General features: G+C 47.5%; 11 protein-coding genes and 1 pseudogene. 6 read left to right on the forward strand and 6 right to left on the reverse strand.

Annotated features, from left to right (window positions below; translation table 11 throughout):
- Positions 1–352 precede the first annotated feature (352 nt).
- From HXT30_RS05005 to HXT30_RS05015, 3 genes are all read right to left on the reverse strand, one after another.
- Positions 353–3,175 (reverse strand): TIM-barrel domain-containing protein, encoded by a 2,823-nt coding sequence (locus HXT30_RS05005; RefSeq protein ID WP_422111446.1) that lies wholly within the window; start codon positions 3,173–3,175, stop codon positions 353–355.
- Positions 3,176–3,434: 259 nt separating this feature from the next.
- Entirely contained in the window at positions 3,435–4,208 is a 774-nt protein-coding gene (locus HXT30_RS05010) for a TraX family protein (RefSeq protein WP_020757289.1), read from the reverse strand.
- Positions 4,209–4,768: 560 nt separating this feature from the next.
- A complete protein-coding gene (locus HXT30_RS05015; RefSeq protein WP_422111447.1) occupies positions 4,769–6,493 on the reverse strand; it encodes an alpha-amylase family glycosyl hydrolase in 1,725 nt (574 codons plus the stop codon).
- 573 nt (positions 6,494–7,066) lie between these two features.
- Here HXT30_RS05015 and HXT30_RS05020 point away from each other — a divergent pair.
- From HXT30_RS05020 to malQ, 6 genes and pseudogenes are all read left to right on the forward strand, one after another.
- Positions 7,067–8,296, forward strand: a complete 1,230-nt coding sequence (locus tag HXT30_RS05020) for an extracellular solute-binding protein (RefSeq protein ID WP_016636333.1) — start codon at positions 7,067–7,069, stop codon at positions 8,294–8,296.
- 159 nt (positions 8,297–8,455) lie between these two features.
- Positions 8,456–9,859, forward strand: coding sequence for a carbohydrate ABC transporter permease (locus tag HXT30_RS05025; RefSeq protein ID WP_422111448.1), 1,404 nt, complete (start codon positions 8,456–8,458; stop codon positions 9,857–9,859).
- Positions 9,856–10,776, forward strand: coding sequence for a sugar ABC transporter permease (locus HXT30_RS05030; RefSeq protein WP_004131368.1), 921 nt, complete (start codon positions 9,856–9,858; stop codon positions 10,774–10,776). Before HXT30_RS05025 ends, HXT30_RS05030 begins: the two co-directional genes overlap by 4 nt.
- A gap of 113 nt (positions 10,777–10,889) precedes the next feature.
- On the forward strand, positions 10,890–12,887 hold the full coding sequence (pulA, locus tag HXT30_RS05035) for a type I pullulanase (RefSeq protein WP_422111449.1): 1,998 nt from the start codon (positions 10,890–10,892) through the stop codon (positions 12,885–12,887).
- A 1,871-nt stretch (positions 12,888–14,758) separates the two neighbouring features.
- Positions 14,759–15,301 (forward strand): annotated as a pseudogene (locus HXT30_RS05040) (hypothetical protein); the annotation flags it as partial.
- A gap of 279 nt (positions 15,302–15,580) precedes the next feature.
- Positions 15,581–17,842 carry a 4-alpha-glucanotransferase gene (gene malQ / locus HXT30_RS05045; RefSeq protein ID WP_422111450.1) on the forward strand — a complete coding sequence of 754 codons (2,262 nt, stop codon included), beginning with the start codon at positions 15,581–15,583 and terminating at the stop codon, positions 17,840–17,842.
- Between the two features lie 220 nt (positions 17,843–18,062).
- Here malQ and HXT30_RS05050 read toward each other — a convergent pair whose 3' ends face one another.
- The 3 genes from HXT30_RS05050 to HXT30_RS05060 form a co-directional block, all read right to left on the reverse strand.
- Complete coding sequence (locus tag HXT30_RS05050; protein ID WP_422111451.1) at positions 18,063–18,677, reverse strand: DUF624 domain-containing protein; 615 nt, start codon at positions 18,675–18,677, stop codon at positions 18,063–18,065.
- Between the two features lie 143 nt (positions 18,678–18,820).
- On the reverse strand, positions 18,821–19,654 hold the full coding sequence (locus tag HXT30_RS05055; RefSeq protein WP_004124145.1) for a carbohydrate ABC transporter permease: 834 nt from the start codon (positions 19,652–19,654) through the stop codon (positions 18,821–18,823).
- Complete coding sequence (locus HXT30_RS05060) at positions 19,651–20,505, reverse strand: carbohydrate ABC transporter permease (protein ID WP_016797399.1); 855 nt, start codon at positions 20,503–20,505, stop codon at positions 19,651–19,653. Before HXT30_RS05060 ends, HXT30_RS05055 begins: the two co-directional genes overlap by 4 nt.
- Positions 20,506–20,716 lie beyond the last annotated feature (211 nt).

Genomic DNA, 20,716 nt, shown 5'->3' on the forward strand with positions numbered 1-20,716 from the left:
TAATTATCTAAACATTTGTATATAAGACAACTCACGTATAATATGAGACAACTCACACTTTTAACCCTCTGCAGCGCGCTTATGAATTCGCTGCAAGCATCAACTTTTCCCGATTTTGTAGCTCGACACGCCGTGAATCGCTACAAAATGCGGAGTTGTCTTCCGCTTTTTGTTGTTAAACACACCGACTAGAGCAACAAAAAGCGGAACCAATTGACGCACTTTGTACCAAATTTGACCCAAAACACGTACAAAAAGCGGAAGTATCGCTCGCGCTGACTGCATTAAGTATGGTAGAGATTCGAGATTTTTCGCCGCTATCGAGGCGTATCGCTCGCGCAGTTACAGCGCATTACAACGCGCTGCGAAGTAAAATCTCCTCAAGCGCGCGCTTAACCGAATCAGGCAACGTGCACTTCCATTGCGCCCACTTAGCAACCTCTGGGTGCTGCGGCGCATGCGCGTTAGTCAAGTCAACGCTTTGCTGGTAGCACTCAAACTCGCTCTCGCTAGTGTACTCAAGCGCGCAAAGCTCACTTATAGCACTCGCGCTGCCATCAGCCTGGCAAATCGCGTCAAAAGCAATCTCCTTGCCGCGGTACGGCATTTGCGCTTGTAAAAGCAACCTGTAGCAATCGCCAATCTTAGGGTCTTGCGCAATGCACAGTCCGCCATCAACAATCACGCGCACGCAATCGCCAACAGGCACATTGCGCACAGAAACAGTAAGACTTAAGTCGCCCTCTTCGCCTTCATATAAAACTTCTACAGCTTTAGATTCAAGCTGATTTTCCCCAACAAAAACGCGAACGCGCGAAAAGTCTGGGCAAGCAACGCCTCTAAACACTACGCTCCAATCGCGCTTAGAAGGCAGCGAAGAAACGGCACTAGCGCATCCTTTTGCTGCATCAATCACAAATTGCGTAGACGCGTTGCCATCGCGCCAAATAAGCTCCATGCGCGTATCGGCAGTTTTCCCAGCGCACGCGTCTTCAAATCGGCCATTATCTTCGCGCATAACAAACTCGCCGCAATCCCCTGGGAATGCAAGAATGCGCAAAGATCGCGGATTTTCAACGCTATTAACAGCAGCAGCCGCCTGATCGCTACTTGCGCAAGACGCTTCACTTGGCAAAACTTGCATTGGAATAATGGCCCCAGCGCGCGCAAACGCTGGCACGCGGTCGATTCCTCGCCAAACCTCAAATCTGCGGCCAGCACCGCCGCGCGAAACATAGCGCCTTCCGTCAAAGAAATCGTACCAATCGCCTTCTGGAAGCCAAACGGCAGTGCATCCGCGCTCAACTTGCGCGCACCCTTTGCTAACGATTGGCGCAACAACAAGCTGGCTGCCAAAACGGTACTCGTTCGGCATCTCGTATGCTGCAAGCGTTTCTGGCGATTGCCAATACATTGGCTCTACAATTGGTCTGCCATCAACCGCCGCGCGATAATTCATCGTATATAAATAAGGCAGCAATTGCGCGCGAAGTCGCAGCATTTTAACCATCGCATTGCGCGTCTCGGCTGGGAAATTCCACGGCTCTTTGCCAGCAAACGGCGAGCAGCTGGAGTGAAGGCGATTAATCGGGCTAAACGCGCCGAACGCATACCAGCGCGCCTCCAGCTCATCGCATCGCACACCAAGCATGTGTCCACCAATATCGTGACTCCACCAACCGTATCCAATGTTGGAAGCTGTGGCCGTAAAGTAGGTTTGGAAAGCCAGCGAATCCCACGTTGTTACGCTATCTCCCGAAAATCCCACTGGGTAGCGGTGCGAGCCTGGCCCCGCGTAGCGCGAGAACGTAAGCGGCCACGCGCCGCCGCGCCCCGAATCCTGGTAATGCACGTGGTTAAGCATCCAAAGCGGATCCAAGCCAGCCTGCTTTGTAACTCCGCCCTGCTGCCAGTCAATCCACCAGAACCCAACGCCCTCGTTCTCCATGCGCCGATGCATGTTTAGGTATGCGCGCAAAAAGCGCGGATTTGTAAGGTCAAACTCAACTGCCTTGCCGCTTGCTGGATCAATTCCCATATCGCGCGCAACTTGCGCATAGTCTTCTTCAAACGCGCGCACGCCGTCTCGCGGATGCAAATTAAGCGTTACGGCAAGCCCTTCGCTGGCAAGTCGGCGCAAAAACGCGCGATGATCTGGGAACAAATCGCGGTTCCACGTGTAGCCAGTCCATCCCGAACCGTACTTTGAGTCAACATCCGTTACGTGCCAATCCATGTCGATTACGGCAGTAGAGAACGGTATGCCTTCGCGCTTAAATCGGCTCATCAGCTGCAAATATTCGTCTTGACTGTACCTGTAGTACCTGCTCCACCAGTTGCTTAGCGCGAATCGCGGAAGGAGCGGCTGCGCGCCTGTGAGCTTGTAAAAGTCGCGAATTGCGCCTATATAGTTGTGACCGTAGCCAAAGAAGTATAGGTCTTTAGAGTTTGATTTAGGTGATTCGGCAGATTCGCCAGACACGCCGCCATTCGCCTTTGCGCGCGGCTCCACCCATGCTCCGTATGGGTTTTCTTTTCCATCAACAGCAGCCGCGTACGCGATTTGTGCCGAGCGCGAATCGTCTAACACGGCCCACCCATCGCGAGATATTACGCCCGTTCCAAGCTTTACGGATCCATCCGCCTCGTCCACTGTTCGAGCAGTGCCGAGCAAATTGCCGTGGCATTCGTCGCCGTAATGCCACGTGTTGAATTGCGAGCCTGGCACTCCGCGCACAACAATGCTCAAGCCCTCTTTGCTAAACGGCTGCTGGTTGTACGAAATCAACAGTTTTTCGGTTTCGACTTCTATCCAGCCATTTTCTAAGTTTTTTACACTATATTTTGGATTATAAGATTTTGGATTAAAAGCGCGCGATGCCTCATCTTCGGTTGCTTGCGACTTTTCCGCGGCAAACTGCGTGCCAGCCTCGAAGTTTCGTCTTACAACTGTTTGCGTAGGTGCGTCTACAAATTCGCCGTTTTCGCTCCACTCAAGGCGCACAAGCGAATCCGTGATTAACGTGATGCGCCAATTTTTGCCGCTTATAACCTGCGATTCTTTAGCTTTAGACAGCGGATTTTTAGCGTAATCGTAAAAAATATGCGCGTCTTGCACGCCATGCGATTCTGGCGCGTCTTGCACACCCTGCGCGTCTTGTGGATTCAAAGTCATCTTATGCCTCTTTGCTTTGCTTTGTTACTGCTTTGCTGCATTAATTACGTTGCTTTTCTGCATTAATTACGTTGCTGCGTTGCATCTTCCAAAATCATACAGCAAACGTTTGCATTTACAAAACGATACGCGCAGCGCAAAAATCGCCAGCAACCGCGCCGTAAAAATTACGCCACTCTTCTAAAGACTAAATAAAAATTAAAACATATATATAGGGACTAAAAACTAAAGACTTAAAGCCAAAGGCTTAAGATAGCTCCTAAAGCAGAATCGTGAACACGCTTGCGATTACAAGCATAAGCGGATACCACGCATACATAAGCCAGCGGAATTGCTTAGTTTGCTTAGGGCCGTCGCCGTACGGACTGCGATAGTGCAGAACAGCCACGCCAACTCCTGGCGCCAAAAGCGACATAGCACCGAAAGCGCCAGCAATCAGCTCCATGCGAATCTCGTGGTTTTCTAGGAACCTAAAGATAAGAACAAATCCTAAAAGTAAAGCTCCGCCCCAAAAAATATTCTGCCTAAAGCCGACTTTGCCGAAAAGATTCCACAATATTCCTGCAACCAGGATCACTGCGATTGACGCCACTTTTTGCGCACCCTTAAAGCGCGCGCGAACCATGTCGATTCCCGAAAGCACAAAAAGCGCAATAACAAGCCCAAACACTGGGTTTTGCGAGCGCATATCGAAAGCGCAACCAAAGGTTGTAAAGTCGTACGGAACCTCGCAAATAAGCGCAAGCACAAGAAGGCGGAGCGTGTAAAGGTTGAGGTTATGCGTGTTTTGATATCCGCGAACGAGCAGCCACGCGTACCACGGCAGAGCCGACCAGCTTATAACTTCGCACACTACGGCAGCGGTGAGGCTCCACATGTTGGAGTTGGAAAGGCCGCCAAAAAGGTGCGGAATCACGGTTGTGCCAAATGCGCTGAGCATCATCATTACAGCGCCGAGCAGCTTGAACTTTTTGAGCGTAATCCCCATTTTTATGTTCTTGTCTGCGCGGATCTTTGGTTTTAGCGCGTCCATAATTCACCTCTTGCTAGCACTCGTTGCGTTAAGTGCGTATATAAGTACGTATATAAGTACGTATATTACGCCAAGCGTGGTAGAGATTCGAGATTTTTTGCAGCGGATGAGATGTTTCGCTCGCGCGGTCTAAGCGCGCTCGTGTCTTCGCCGCACGTAAAGTCCACTGGACTTTACGTTTGAGCGGCTCAGCGAATCGAGGTGATTTCTCGCGCATTACGCAGCTCGAAATCGTCGATTCGCAGCATGAAATGGTGATTCGCTGAAGCAGCAAGAAAAATCGAGAATCTCAGGCGACTAGCGATACGCAATTGTTCAAGCATGCAAGAGGGCTGGGTGATTCTTGGTCGAACAGTATAAGAGCGGCAGCCGATACCAAACAATCCAATGGCGCATGCCTACAAACAAACTTCAACCAAAAACAAAATCAAAGCTAAATCGGAACAACCGCAACAACAAACTACACGTAAGAGGCGGAGCGTTGTGAGACAAGAAACACCCAGCCCTCCTACACACCAAGCAAGGAAAATCGCTCGCGCAACACCAAACGATGAAACGGATTATAAAGCAAACAGGGCAAAGGACTGCGCGCCGAGTTTAAGCGCGGAAGAATCGCAAGCAACCGCCCCAATCGAAAGCCGCGGCCGCAAAATCGCCTCTGGTGTAAGCCCTGCAAGCGCGCTAAGCGCAATCGTCTCCTCGTTTAATCCAGGATTCATAACCACAATGATTCGTTCTGTAGAGGATTCGCCATCCGACACAGCAGACACATCCGACACATTCGACCCAGCCGCGCATCGCTCGTACGCAAAACTGCGACCATCCACAGGCGCGTGCAACACTCGCCAAGTGGCGTCCGCGTGCAACGCCGCGCATTCGTGACGCAAAGCAATCAGCGCGCGCACCCAGTTAAGCAGCGAATCGCCATTCTGCTCCTGCCCCAAAACCGTTGGAATCTCGCCACTTTGCACGGCCTGCTTACGCGAGTTTGCGCAAGTCCTTCCATCCGCGCGCGCCTCAACAGGCAAGTACAACTTCGACTTTGCAGCCGCAGAGAATCCAAAATTCTTCGAATCATCCCACTGCATTGGCGTACGCGTGCCCGTGCGCGCATAACCGCCCTCTTTTGTAGGAATATCGCGATATTTCATGCCGATTTCGTCGCCGTAATAAACAAACGGCACACCTGGCATTGTAAGAATCATGCCAAACGCAATCCGCCTTTCGCGCTCGCTTAATCGCGGAGCCAGGCGTGGAGTATCATGATTGCACGTTATAAAGCTAAAATAACCCTCGTTGCAAGTGGCCTCATACTGTGGGCAATAATCGTCTAAAAATGGGCAAATACTGCCACCGCCGCGCGCATTAAAGTAGCTGTGGTCGTGCTCGGGATTGCTGTCTAGCGCATTATCCACATCGCGAGCCAAGCGCGCGTAACCGTTAGGATTCCCATCCCAGCGCCAATTCAAATAGAAGTCCATGTCGAATCCAGCAGCCAGCGCCTGACGCGGCCTGCCCCACTCCGAAACGAAAGCAGCCTGCGGATACTCGGCTTTTACAGTGCCCAGCATTTCTTGCCATGCGCGAATCGTGTTGTCTTTGCCAAGGCTTCCCTCGCCATTGTTGTCGTCGTTTTTTACAAGCGAATCCGCCATGTCTACACGGAATCCGTCTGCGCCGAGCGCAAGCCAGAATCGCATAACATCAACCATCGCGGCACGCGTTTGCGCAGCCTCATTAGAATCTGGCGCGGATTGCCACGCGCGATCTCTATGCGCAAAGCCGTAATTTAGCGCTGGCTGGCATTTAAAGAAGTTAAGAATATACGTTGCGTCTCGCTCGCTTTCTCCGCCAATAAACGGCATGGAATAGCCGCTAAACGCGCTGTCTGTCCAAATATATCGCTTGCTAAACTCGTTTTCTTGCGCGCGCGAGCTTTGCTTAAACCACTCGTGCTCTTCGCTTGTGTGCCCTGGAACCAGGTCTAGCAAAATGTGCATTCCGCGATTGTGCGCTTCACTAAAAAGACGTTGCAAATCCTCGTTTGTGCCGTAGCGCGCTGCCACTTTTTTGTAGTCGCGCACGTCGTAGCCTGCGTCCTTAAATGGCGAATCGTAGCAAGGATTTAACCAGATTGCGTTGCAGCCAAGTGATTTTACGTATTCGAGTTTTTCGATTATGCCTGGAATATCGCCGATTCCGTCGCCGTTTGAATCGTAGAAGCTTTGTGGGTAGATTTCGTAGAATACGGCGTCGCGCAGCCATTGCGCATGTTCGTTTTGCATATTTCCCCCGTTCGGTTGGTTTTGTTGGCGTGACTTATCTTTTATTTTACTATTAACATTCTTGCTTTTGTTTCCGCATTTTGTACCAGATTTGACCTAAATCACGTACATTCTCGGGCGCGACGACCTGCCTGAGCGCTTAAAGCGTAGCGCGCGAAGGCAGGTAATCGTTCGCGCGGTCTAAGCGCGCGAACGTCTTCGCCGCCGTAGAAGCACACCGTGCTTCTACGCTAAGCGGCTCAGCGCTCCGAATTACCTTTTCGCGCTACGCTCTAAGCGAAAAGGTAGGTCGGAGCGCATTCAAAATAAAATTCCGATAAATTTACTGATTTACAGAATAAAATACAACTTCTTATCAAGAATAACCGACTTTAACGGAAATTTTTCTAATAGCGCGCAACATGATTTGCCAACTACAATATATACGTGTATACTACACATTGCTTATAAACAGATTTCAACAACAAATGTGACGCTGCAAAAACGCAGCAAAACGTCAAAGTTGCGCCACATGAAATTTGTTACTATGCCACCAAAGAACATGCCAAGCTGGCATGATATAGGAGGTCAAGGATGACGAATATGAAGAAAGTGCTGGGCGCAGGCCTCGCAATCGCCACTATGTTTGGATTTGCTGCATGCGGTTCTAGCACCAATGCTGGCTCCAGCAGCAAGTCGAACCCAGTAAAGCTCACCGTATGGTCTTCTTCCGAAGATCAGAAGGCTGGCGGCTGGATTCAGGCTATGGAGAAAGCCTTCCAGAAGGATCACCCAGAAGTTACTTTTAAGAACGCTGTTGTTGCACCACCAGATGCTGCTAAGACAGTTAAGCAAGATGCTAAGGCTGCTGCCGATGTTTATCTGTTCCCTAACGATCAGCTCGGCGACTTGGTAAAGGCAAACGCAATTGGCGAGTTGAGCGATGACGCTGCAAAGCAGGTTAAGGAAGACAACGATGAGACCATCATCCAGTCTGTAACCGCTCAAGACGGCAAGCTTTATGGCGTTCCATACATGGGCAACACTTGGTTCATGTACTACGATAAGTCCAAGTTCTCCGACGAAGACGTTAAGTCCCTCGATAAGATGCTCGAAAAGGGCAAGGTTGCTTTCGACATTAGCAACGCTTGGTACCTTCCAGGCTTCTACCTTGATGGCAACATGACCCTCTTCGGTGAGAAGAGCAACGACGGCAAGGCTGGCATCAAGATTGGTGACAAGGCTGCCGAAATCACTAAGTATGTTGCAAAGCTCATTCAGAACAAGAACTTTGTAATGGATGGCGATGGCGCTGGCTTGTCTGGCATTAAGAACCACACTGTTGACGCTTACTTCTCTGGCTCTTGGGATGCTGGCGACGTAAAGAAGGCTTTGGGCGACAACTACGCTGCTGCTCAGCTTCCAAAGTTTAAGTCCGAAGATGGCGAGCACCAGATGAAGTCCTTCGCTGGCTCTAAGGCTGTTGCTTACAACCCTAACTCCAAGGCTCCAGAGATGGCCGCTAAGTTCGCTGCATTCCTCGGTTCTAAGGAATCCCAGGAGCAGATGTACAAGCTTCACGGCGACATCCCAGTTGCTAAGGCTTTGAGCGATCTTGTTAAGGATAACCCAGCCGCTGTTGCTCAGATGAACACCATTGCTAAGACTTCTGTCTTGCAGCCAACCGTTCCAGAAATGGGTGCCTTCTGGGATCCAATGAAGACCTTCGGTACTGCATTGGCCAACAAGGAAGTCAACGACGGCAACGCCGCTGCAAAGATTGCAGACTTCCAGAAGGGCTTTGAGGAAGCTCTTAAGAAGTAAGTATTAACTTACAAACTATTTTCTAAATATTATTTTCTTTTAAAAGAAAATAATATTTAGAAAAACACGGCAAGGACGCCCCGCTCCCCTAAGAATAGTAAATCGGGGCGGGGCGTTCTTTGCTTGTATAAGCCCCACAATTTTACGGAAAGGCATGTCATGACTGGCACGACATCCACCAAGCGAGGGAAGCGAAAGAAGGCACCTTCTGCCGATGAATTTGTGGCTCCTTCGCAATACTCACTACAGGAGGCTGCAAAGCACGCAGACGCACTGTCTTGGGTTTCGATAATTATCTTCGGTTTTGGTAACTTCGTTCGCAAACAGTACGTGAAAGGTCTCGTATTTCTTCTATGCGAGGCTGGAGTTCTTGCCTTCTTGGCCACAACTGGCGCGGAATATTTACCAAAATTCGGTACTCTCGGCACTAGAAAGCAAGGCAGAGTAAAGATTAACGGCTTCTGGCACTACGTTGCTGGAGATAATTCTGTTGAGATTTTGCTGTATGGCGTTATGAGCATTGCAGCAATTATTGTTTTAGTTTATTTGGCTACTTTGTCTTTGCGCAGCGCATACAAGGCTCAATCCTTTGTAAAGCGCGGAGAAAAGCCTATCACCTTTGTTAAAGATGTTGAATCTTTGCTCGACCGCCACGCGCACGTTGGTTTTATGACTCTTCCAACCGCTGGAATTGTTCTGTTTACGGTATTGCCATTAGCATTCATGATTTCAATGGCGTTTACAAACTACGACCGTGACCACACACTTCTTTTCCACTGGGTTGGCTTAAACAACTTTGTTAAGATTCTTGGAAACACAACTGGAACCATTAATGCTGGAATCTTCTTCGATGTTTTGATTTGGACCCTTGTTTGGGCCTTCTTCGCTACATTCTTGAACTTCTTCTTCGGCATGTTTATGGCAATGATTATTAACAGGCGCACCACTCGTCTTAAGAGCTTGTGGCGCGTATGCTTCTCGCTTACAATCGCAGTTCCACAGTTTGTGTCTTTGCTCGTTATGCACAGCATGCTGCAAAGAGATGGCGCTATTAACCGTCTTCTCATCTCTTCTGGATGGATTCATTCTCCACTTCCATTCTTCCAGGACGCTACATGGGCAAGGGTTACCGTTATTCTCATCAACCTTTGGGTCGGTATTCCTTACACAATCATGCAAATCACTGGTATTTTGCAAAATGTTCCAGCAGAACTTTATGAGGCTGCAGAACTTGACGGTGCAAGCTGGTGGCAGCGCTTTATGAACGTTACTATGCCATACATCTTCTTTGTTATGACTCCATACTTAATTACAACGTTCACTGGCAATGTTAACAACTTCAACGTTATTTACCTCTTGTCTGGCGGCGAGCCAACACCAATCGGCTCTTCGGCAGGTAAGACTGATTTGCTCATCACATGGCTGTACAAGCTTACGGTTGATAAAGATAACTACAGCATGGGCGCGGTAATCGGCATTATGACATTCATTGTGCTTGCGATTGTTGCTTTGATAACATACCGCAACTCTGGCTCCTACAAGAATGAGGAGGGATTCCGGTGAGTAATAAGAAGGATCTTATGCAAAGCGAACAAACTGTGCATAGCACACGCAGCGTTCCATTCTGGCGCGATCAGCGCGTGCGCCGCATAATCGGAGATATCATCACTCATATCTTCCTGATTATTATGTCTATTATTTGGCTCGCGCCAATCGTATGGGTGTTCTTGGAAAGCTTTAACCAAAACACCGCTCCATACCAGACAACGTTCTTCCCAACTAAGTACACGTTTAATAATTACATTCAGCTGTTTACTGAGCGAGAAGTTCTTGACTTCCCACGCATGTTCTTGAACACCTTGATTGTGTCTATTTTCGTGTGCATTATCTCTCTGTTCTTCGTGCTTGTAGTAGCGTTCTGCATGTCTCGCTTGCGTTTCCGCGGTCGTAAGACATTTATGAACATTGCTTTGATTCTTGGCATGTTCCCAGGCATCATGGCAGTTATTGCTATCTACTTCATTTTGAAGGCTTTTGGCTTAACGAATGGCTCTGTTGTTCTTATTTCCCTGATTATCGTTTACTCTGCTGGTAGCGGCATGGGCTTCTACGTTATGAAGGGTTATATGGATACGATTCCAAAGTCTTTGGACGAGGCCGCCTACTTGGATGGCTGCACAACTTGGCAAGTATTCTATAAGATTATTCTTCCAATATGCAAGCCTATGATTGTGTTCCAGGCTATTGTTAGCTTCTTGGGTCCATGGCTTGACTTCGTTCTTGTTAAGACGATTGCTCGTACTCAAGATAATTACACTGTGGCTTTGGGCTTGTACCAAATGTTGCAGAGAGAATACATTAATCACTGGTTCGCACGATTCTCCGCTGGAGCTGTGTGCGTTTCCATTCCAATCGCAATCCTGTTCATTGTTATGCAACGATTCTACGAAGAGTCGATGTCTGGCTCTGTTAAGGGATAGTAAGCTCTGCATTAATTGTAGAGTTTGGTGAAATATGGGGGCCGAGCGTTAAAAGCGTTTCGGCCTTCGTATTTTATGCTAAATAATTTAATAAAATACAAAAGGATATATTCATGACGTTCCCACCTTCAACACAATGGCCAGTTTATTCGGGGCAGCTCGGATTCTCGCTTAACGAAAAATCGACCACTTTTACGCTTTGGGCGCCAACAGCATCGTGCGTAACACTGCGACTTTTTGAAACAGGAAACAACAGTGAACCTTTCAAAACACGCGATTTGAAGCCATTGCGCGACGGAGCATGGAGAACGTCAATATTGCAAAGGCTAGATGGCGTTTACTACGACTTTCTTGTGACCTTTGCAGACGGAAAAGTGAATCGCACAAGCGACCCATGGGGCATTGCTAGCGGCGTAAATGGCGAGCGCAGCCTTGTTATTGACGAGAATCGCGTGGCTCCTGCTGGGTGGCACAAAGACAAATCGCCAGAATTTGTGCGCCATGCAACTGTTGTGTGGGAGATGCACGTTGAAGACTTTAGCAGCAATAAAAATGGCGGATTTAAGCCAGAACACCGCGGTCAGTATCTTGCTTTTACAGATTCGCATACGACTTTAGATGCGGATAGCAACTTCCCTACTGGAATCGACTATCTTAAAAAACTTGGCGTAACTCACGTTCAACTAATGCCAATCTACGATTTTGCAACTGTGGATGAGGTTGCGATTTCGTCTGCTCGCAAAAACGGCGAGAGCGTGGATTCGCTTTACAATTGGGGCTACGACCCTCACGCGTACAACGTGCCAGAAGGCGCATACTCCAGCAACCCGTACGATGGCACGGCAAGAATCCGCGAGTGCAAGGCAATGATTGGCGCTTTGCACAAGAATGGCATGCGCGTAGTGATGGATGTTGTTTATAATCACATGTTTGAAGCAGCATCGAACGCGTTTGAAAGCGTTGCTCCTGGCTATTTTTGCAGGCGTAAAGAAGATGGTGGATTTGCAAACGGATCGGGCTGCGGCAACGAAATGGCTTCCGACCACCCAATGTTTAGGCGTTTTATGATTGAGTCTATTTTGCATTGGGCGCGCTGCTACCATGTGGATGGTTTTAGGTTTGACCTTATGGGCTTAGCGGATGCGCAAACTTTGAACATGATTCGCGCCGAACTAGATAAGCTTGATGGCGGCAAAGATATTCTTATGTATGGCGAGCCGTGGGGTGCGGCTGCTGCAGCTGTTGGCGATGACTGCCCTATGGGAGATAAAGCTGGGCGCGGCTTCCTTGATTCTAGAATCGGCTGGTTTAGCGACGAGTCTAGAGACACGCTTAAGGGCAACGTTATGGATCATCGCGACCGAGGCTATGTAAACGGCAACGAGTTCTGGACGGCAGATCCTGTTCGTAACGCGTTTAATGGCTGGCGTGGTATGCCTTGTGCTGGCAAGAGTGTTGGTCAGATTGTGCAGTACGTTTCTGCTCACGACGATTTGACTTTGTGGGATAAGCTGTGTATTTCTATGCGCGATAACGCGTCTAGCTGCGATTTTGACGCAAGCGATCCAAACAGCGTTGCAGACATCTTCAGCGCTAATATTCTTAGCGCTGGCATAATTTTGTGCTCTGCTGGAATGCCATTTATGCTTGGCGGCGAAGAGTTTGGCCGCACTAAGCACGGTTGCGATAACTCCTATAATCGCGGAGTTGCTATGAACCAGCTTGATTGGTCTAGAGCTAAACGATTCCAACCACTTGTAGAGTGGTATAGCGCGCTTATAAAACTTCGCGCTAAGAATGCGGAGTTTTACGATGCTCAGCACACTCGTCTTAATGCATCCGATAATTCTGTTCTTGCGGAACAAATTGAAAGCGACTTGATTGTGTGCGCTAATCCTATGAAAGATGCGTCTGCAACGGTTGATTTGCCTGAGCTTTGCGCAAGCCGCAAAAAATGGCGCTGTGTGCTGGACTCCAGCGAGTACTTTGATAGATGGATTGGCAGCGCTTCCGTCAGCCGCGCATCAATGCTTTGCGATGATAATGGCGATCAGCGCGCCGTTCATATTCCGCCGCGTACTTTTGTTGTGTTAAGCAACAAGCGCGCTTGATTGCTCGAGTTCTTGAGCGCGCGTAAATCGCAATTTATCCCGATTTTGTTCCCTTATTCTTGTGATTTGGAAACAAAGTCGGGATTATTTTTTTATTATTTTTGGATTATAGTTGAATATTATATTTTTTAATACTGAGTCAAATACTGAGTCAAATACTAATATTTCAAGGCAGAACCTTGTAATTTCCTTAATTGTTCCTTATAAATTGCCAAAGTGAGCGAATTATTCCTGCTGTTCTGCTAGAATCATTTTTAGACTTTATACCCCCCTTGCGTATGTTCGCGATGGTGGAGAGGAGAAAGTTCAGTAACAAGACAGAGACGCAAAACTTAATAAACAGTTAGCGCTTTGATCTTACAACTTGATAATTAAACAAATATCCCCACCCCCCAAACCTAAATGATTTGAAGAATGAGGTAAATATGAACGCTAAGATTGCAGCCGCCATCTCTTTGGGAGCAAGCTCTTTGGCTCTTATTGGAAGCATAAGCATTGCAAACGCAGCCAACGCTGCCACGACTACAACCTTGACGCAAGCGCAAACTATAAGCGCAACTCCAGTTTCTGCTAGTGTGCAAGCAGGCGAAGGCTTTAGCCGCGTGAGTGAACCTGTTACTATTGATCCGCAAGGCGATTCTGCTGGCGCTTCTGATGCTTCTGGAAAGACTCAAGCTCCTGGTGTTGCTGGCGATGCGGCTGGAGCGACTGCTGCTGGTAGTCAAGCAGATGGTGCAGAAAAAAACACCGTACCTGATCAAGATTCTAATCCTAAGCAGGCTCAGGCCAGCCAAGCAGGCGATAGCCAAGCAAACTCCGACACTAGCGCAAGCACACAAGGCAAGGCTGACGAAAAGAAAGAAAATCAGCAAAAAGAAAATAAGGGTTCCGAAGGCAGCGCTGGTGCGCAAGCTGGTGGCAAGGATTCTACAACACCGCCTGAAGATGTACGAGAGAAGTTTAAAGAGGCAAAACAATATCAAGACGAAGCGACTTCCTCATACGATTCAGCAAACGAAGAAGTAAAAAAGGCTCAAAATGAAGCTGATGAAGCTATTCAGAGCGTAAATAGCGCAATAGAAAAGAAAACACAAGCTGTAGCTGGAATCGAAAAAGCAAAGAAAGATATAGCATCTAGAATTCAAGAGCTTGAAAATGCTCAAGGTGAAAATAGAAAAACTATTGAAGAAAATTTGCAAAATTCAAGGCAGGATTTAGAAAGAACAGCTAGAGACGCTTCAAAAGCTATGAACCAGATTGAAGCTGCGTCTAAAAAAGTAAAAGATGCTCAGAAAAAAATCCAAGATGCAGAATCTAAGGTTGAAGAAACTACAGATAAAATCTCAGAAAAAAGCAGTACTGTTCGGAATATGATTAACGATCTTACAAAAAAACATAAAGATCGTTTTACAGGTTCTGGAACAGATCAAATCCCATTTAATCTAATTGCCAATGGTCTTACTGGGTATATAAACCAATTAAGCACACTGTCTAATAACCTTAACGGCCGCAAAGAATCGCTTGCTGCAGCTGCTAAGAAAGCAGAAGAAGCGCTTAAATCTAGCCTCCCATCTGCTGAAGAGCCTGAAGAAAATGCGCCACAAGAGCAAGTTCCGCCAATGCAGAAACAGCAGCAAGCTCCAGCACCAAGCACGCCGCAAGCACCAAAGCAACAAGATGCGCTTACTCCTCCAACGGCCTCAAAGCCACAAGCTCATAAGCCAGAAAATGGTTTGAAGCCAAAAAACAAAGAAAACAACACACAACAAAACAATAGCTCTGCTCAAGGAAGCTTTGCAGGAAGCCACGCGCAGAAAAACGGCGGCAATTCGAGTGTTGTTCCAGGTGTAGGATCTATGGATGCATCTCCTTCTGCTCCAGTTCCAAGCACTCCGCAGAATGCGCCACAGAACAACGCTGCACCAAGTGCGCCACAAGAGCCAGCACCACAGTCTGCCCCTAAGCACAGTGCTGCTCCAGCGAACCAAACGGAGCCTGCGAATACAGCAAAAGCTGCAGAAAAGCTCGTAGAAAACGCTGCCGATAAGTCGCAAGCAACCGCACAGACTCCTGCACGCGCGCCTCGTGCTGCAGCTCCTGCAGCCCCTGCATCTGCTGCTCCTGCAGCTCCTGCAGCAAGCTCCTCAAACGCAACAAAGAGCGAAGAGTCCAAGAACACATCTAACGATTCCGCAAAAGATGAAAGCCAGTCGGATTCCGCAGACTCCAAGAACGAAGATTCCAAGAGCGAAGACAAGAGCAGCGACAAGAGCGCTCAGGCATCTGACGCAAACAACGGTGAGCACGCCGCCGGCAACAACACAACGCTAATCGCAGCTGTTGCTGGCAGCATCACTGCTGGAATCGCAGCAATCGGCGCTGGTTGGCACTTTATGCGAATCCGTCGCAAGTAAGTAGCAACTAGCAGCAAATATGCGCGAATAATCGCAAATAACAAAACCGCAGTTAGCATTTAGCTTTCTGCGGTTTTTGCATACTCAAGTCACACAAGTTACACTCAAGCCACACAAGTCACCACAAAAATCGCCAATATTGCAAACGATATCAATACTTAATATAATGGTTAGCTAGAGCGTGCCTCAATCCAGTGATGTGTTGAGAATCGCACCCTTTAGCATCGTTTGCAATCAATTCGATGCTCGTACATGTGCCACGATTAACAAAGGAGCATCATGAGCACAACAGACAATGGCACAACTAATGGCAAAACAAAGGCTGCCACGACTGTGCCCGTAGAAGAAAGCGCAGAAAGGCTTGCTCGCCCACTAGTTAAACTTGCAAAAGCATGCGGAGTTGCAACTTTCTACATAGACCAACTAGGCGACTATACGGAAATTACGGACGAAGCGCTTGTAGGCGTTCTAGACGCGCTGGGCTACCCTGCAACCACAAGCGAAAACATTGAAAACTCACTAAAACGCGTTCAAGAAAAGCGCGATAGCGAACTGCTGCCGCCAACCGTGGTGTGCTTTATTGGCGCAAAAACGATTGTTCCTATTAACGCTGAAGAAGCCGCAAGCAGCCCAGAAAAAATACACATAACGCTCACGCTAGAAGATGGGTCGGAATACGAAGAGCCTCTTAACAACTTTGAAACAAGCGAAGAAGACGGCTTGACTCTTGAACTTCCGCAAGACTTGCCAATGGGCTACCACACTCTTCTTGCAAAAGTCGAAGATAAAAATGGCAAAACTGTTGCACACGCGCAATCAACTTTGATTTGCGCACCAGCAAAAATACCACTTCCGCAAAGCGTTCAAGAACGGCATCGTTGGGGATACATGACTCAGCTTTATTCCGTGCGCTCAAAGGAATCTTGGGGCGTTGGCGATTATGGCGATTTGCGCAGACTGCTTAAAGACGCAGGAAACATTGGAAAAGCAGACTTTATGCTTATAAACCCGATTCATGCGTGCGCGCCAGTGGCACCTTTGGAGCCTTCGCCGTACTTGCCAGAATCGCGCAGGTTCTTAAACGTTACATACATTCGTCCGCAAGATATTCCAGAGTACGCGCAGCTTAGCGATAGCCAGCGCAAAGAGGTGGAGATTTTGCACGAGGGCGTGGAAGCGCTTAATAACAATCCAAATCCAATGGACATTAACGCCGCGTGGAACGCAAAACTTCCAGCCTTAAAGATTATTTTTAAGCAGCCTAGAAGCGCCGAGCGCGAGCAGGATTTTGCAGACTTTAAGGCGCGCTCTGGAGAAGACTTAGACGCTTTTGCTACTTGGTGCGTAGCTTTTGAAGTTTGGGGTGCTCCTTGGGGAGATAATCTTTGGTTTGATACAACTGGCAAAGGCACTCCTCAAATAGACATGCTTAGACGAGATCATGCTGATTTGCTTGAGTTCCACCGCTGGCTGCAATGGATTGCAGATGAGCAAGTTGCTGCCGCTCACGCCGAAGCTAAGGCTGCGGGAATGGCGATTGGACTTATGCAAGACATGGCTGTTGGCGTGCACGGATACGGCGCAGACGTGTGGTGGAGCCCAGAGCGCTTTGCTAACGGCGTTAGTGTTGGCGCGCCTCCAGACTTCTACAACCAGCAGGGTCAGGATTGGGGCCAGCCGCCATTTGACCCTAATTACTTAGACGAGACTGGCTACATTGCCTACCGAGACATGGTTCACAACGTGTTCTTGCATGCTGGCGCGGTTCGCATTGACCACGTTCTTGGGCTTTTCCGCTTGTGGTGGATTCCGCAAGGCCAGGGCGCAAAGAACGGCGCTTACGTTTACTACAATGTGGACGCAATGCTTGCAGTTCTTAGTATTGAGGCCACTCGCGCAGGCGGATTGGTGATTGGCGAAGACCTTGGCACTGTTCCAGCGTACGTTTCCAAGGTGCTTGCTTCGCACGGCATTCTTGGAACTGTTGTTGAATGGTTTACACACAATGACGAAGCCGAAAAAGCGGCTAAAAAGGCTGGAAAGAAGGAAATCATATTTGCAAATCCTTCTACATACCGCGAATACGCTTTGGCATCTGTTACTACTCACGACATGCCTCCTACAGCAGGCTATCTTGCGTTTGAGCATGTTAAGATTCGCGAAGAGCTTCACTTGCTTACCGATTCTGTAGAAAGCTTCCAAAAGGCTGCTAGTGCGGAGCGAGACGCCATGATGAAGATGCTTTTTGATGGCGGATGGATTAGCAAGGATGCTGCCGAAAACGTAGAAGACCACGTGCAAGAGATTGTAGAAGCTATGCATGCGATTATGCGCACTTCCCCATCTTTGCTTTTGCAAGTGGCACTTGTTGACGCAGTTGGCGAAAAGCGTTCGCAAAATCAGCCTGGAACCAGTACCGAGTATCCAAATTGGCGTATTCCTCTTGCAGATAAAGATGGAAACGTTGTTCACACAGGCGACGTTTTTAAGTCTCAACGAGTACTCAATATGGCCGCGATTATGCGAGGCGAAAAAAATTAACCAATAAGCGCAAATAACTGTAAAATTACCGCCAAAAAATGTAAAAAGAAAGGTTGAAAATACTTGCAAACACTTGAATTAAGAGTATAATAAATATTGATTGTTACTCATGTAGTAACTTCTTTCTCTCTCGCATAGCGCGTAGGTCGCCTGTAGACACGGCTTACGCGCTATGTTTTTGATGTCCTAAGTGAGGCGAGCATCTATGGCGATGTTCGCCTCACTGCGTATTAGCCGCAACGTACTTAGCAAACACACGCTCCAAAAGCGGCGTGTGAAGCATAATCAAAGACCCCCACCCAAGCAAAATCAACAGCGGTAATCCTTGCAAAAAATACCTTAGCGAAAGGTACAAAAGCGCAAAGAACACACAATCAAGCAAAAACATCATAAGCGTTGTGCTAGCGTAACTAACGCCAAAAATCAGCGAATTAATAAGAGTTCTGCCAATCGAGTTTTCAAATCGCGCTTGCAATGCAAACACCCACTGCGCAACAAGAATCCACAATATGCTAATCGCAAACTTTATTATTAAAAGCGGAGTAAGTTGCAAAAAAATCCAAGACCATATTATTAGCGCAAGAATCGGCCCTAAAATAAGCCAAATAATAGTTGCCTTAACAAAATTATTCTTAAAAGACTTAAAGTAGATTGCTGTTGTGTGCGCCTCGCCACGTTCAATACGTCTAGCTGTCTCATGCGCGGCCGTAACAGCCGCCCCAACCGTTACAAGCGGAATGCTGGTAATAATCATTAGAACAGTAAGCCAAACCGCGTCTGCAAACGATTCCATTCCTTGAGCGAACTTAGAATCAGGGCTTCCAAAAGAGATCATTACAACTACTCCCGCCTAATTAAGCAAACTTAAACAAATCTAAAATAACAATACACTATAAGATACGCTTAAACACAAATGATGGTGGCTGCAAACACTTGCAACCACCATCATGCATGCCGAGATTCGAAGGAGAAAAAACCTCAGCCCTTTACCGCACCTGCCATAACACCTTTAATTATGTACTTCTGGCAGATTAGGTAGAAGACTATTATTGGAACAATTGCCATAACCAGGCAGCCCATCATTGCACCCATTTCAACAGAGCCATAACCGCCCTTCAAATATTGAACTGCAATAGAAACCGTCTTGTACTTGTTCAAATCCAAAGTGAGGTATGGAAGAAGGAAGTCGTTCCAAATCCACATTGTTTGCAAGATAGAAACGGATATAATTGCAGGCCTCATAATCGGCACAATAATCTGGAAGAATATGCGCGGCACAGAAGCGCCATCAATCATTGCAGACTCTTCCAACTCTTGAGGAATGCCCTTTACAACGCCCGTAAAGATGAACACAGCCAAACCTGCACCAAATCCAAGGTAGATAATCCACAAGCCCCAAGGCGTGTTCAATCCAAGCTTTGTAGTGATGTTGGAAAGCGTGAACATAACCATTTGGAATGGCACAATCATGTTGAACAAGAACAACACGTAAAGCGACTTTGCAGCCCAATTGTTTACGCGCACAATCCACCAAGCACACATAGAAGTGCAAAGCAGAATCAGAACTACAGCACCAATCGTTACAACAATTGTCCACCAGAAGCTCATCAACAAATTAGTGCGATTAACGCCAAGAACGTAGTTGTCAAAACCAATAAACGACTTTGGAGTCAACGAAAATGGCTCGCTAGCAATATACACCTTTGACTTAAAGGAGTTTATAAACACTATCGCGATTGGGAAAATCCACAGCAAACTCACTACAGCAAAAAGCGTGGTCCAAAGCGCAGGATGCTTAGTCTTCTCGTTCATGCTGCCACCTCCTTAGAAGTTGCCAACTTGTTCTGAATCAAGGCAATAACGGCAACAATAATGAAGAATATAACTGCCTTAGCCTGGCCAACACCTTCGCCATTAATTCTTCCATAGAAAGTGTTGAAGATGTTTAATGCAAGCATCTCCGACTTTCTAGAAGGAGCGCCATTGGTCAACGCCAAGTTCTGATCGAATAGCTTGAATCCGTTTGTAACCGTTAAGAACGTGCAAACCGTAATGGATGGCATCATAAGCGGAATCGTAATCTTAAACAGCGTTTGCATTGGGGTTGCGCCATCAACGGCAGCAGCCTCAATAACGTCTCCTGGAAGCGCTTGCAAGCCAGCAATGTAAATAATCATCATGTAGCCGATTTGCTGCCAGCATATCAAAAGAACCATGCCCCAGAAGCCGTATGTTGCAGAATACGTAATAGCGCGGCCAAAGTAGCCCAAAATACCATTAAGCACTACCTGCCAAACGTAGCCCAAAACAATGCCGCCAATCAAATTCGGCATAAAGAATACCGTACGGAATAGGTTGGAGCCTTTGAACTTTTTTGTAAGCATGTAAGCGATTGCAAATGCAATAACATTAATAACAATTGTTGTTACAACCGTAAAAGCCGTTGTAAATATTAACGAATGAAGGAAGTGTGGGTCGCGCAACGCCTTGCGATAATTGCGTATTCCAACAAACTTTCCGTCAGTAACAGTGTGGAACTTAGTAAAGCTAAGATACACGCCCATTACAAATGGCACTAAGAAACCAATTACAAATGCAGCAAACGTTGGTAGAGCGAACAACGCCCACCATTTGCGTATTGCCTTTCCACTCATATTAATCATGATTCGTCACTTTCTCCTCCTTGAGTACGCGCCTGTGCAATTCGCTGCGCTCGAACCAATACTTTTATCTTACTACATGCAACCACAATGTCAAACGTTGTCATTTTTTTGCATGTCGCCACTAAAGAAGACAAAAATCAAATGTGAAAAAAATCCCGATTTTTGGCGATTTTACGGCAAAATCTGCTATTATTGTTCGTATTGCAAACGT

This window comes from Gardnerella sp. DNF00571G, assembly GCF_049262695.1.
In the GTDB taxonomy this organism is placed as follows: domain Bacteria; phylum Actinomycetota; class Actinomycetes; order Actinomycetales; family Bifidobacteriaceae; genus Bifidobacterium; species Bifidobacterium piotii.

Excerpts from the sequence above, each read along its gene's own strand:
- HXT30_RS05005 (WP_422111446.1), bottom strand. The coding sequence starts at position 3,175 with ATGACTTTGAATCCACAAGACGCGCAGGGTGTGCAAGACGCGCCAGAA.
- HXT30_RS05010 (WP_020757289.1), bottom strand. The coding sequence starts at position 4,208 with ATGGACGCGCTAAAACCAAAGATCCGCGCAGACAAGAACATAAAAATG.
- HXT30_RS05015 (WP_422111447.1), bottom strand. The coding sequence starts at position 6,493 with ATGCAAAACGAACATGCGCAATGGCTGCGCGACGCCGTATTCTACGAA.
- HXT30_RS05020 (WP_016636333.1), top strand. The coding sequence starts at position 7,067 with ATGACGAATATGAAGAAAGTGCTGGGCGCAGGCCTCGCAATCGCCACT.
- HXT30_RS05025 (WP_422111448.1), top strand. The coding sequence starts at position 8,456 with ATGACTGGCACGACATCCACCAAGCGAGGGAAGCGAAAGAAGGCACCT.
- pulA (WP_422111449.1), top strand. The coding sequence starts at position 10,890 with ATGACGTTCCCACCTTCAACACAATGGCCAGTTTATTCGGGGCAGCTC.
- malQ (WP_422111450.1), top strand. The coding sequence starts at position 15,581 with ATGAGCACAACAGACAATGGCACAACTAATGGCAAAACAAAGGCTGCC.
- HXT30_RS05050 (WP_422111451.1), bottom strand. The coding sequence starts at position 18,677 with ATGATCTCTTTTGGAAGCCCTGATTCTAAGTTCGCTCAAGGAATGGAA.
- HXT30_RS05055 (WP_004124145.1), bottom strand. The coding sequence starts at position 19,654 with ATGAACGAGAAGACTAAGCATCCTGCGCTTTGGACCACGCTTTTTGCT.
- HXT30_RS05060 (WP_016797399.1), bottom strand. The coding sequence starts at position 20,505 with ATGATTAATATGAGTGGAAAGGCAATACGCAAATGGTGGGCGTTGTTC.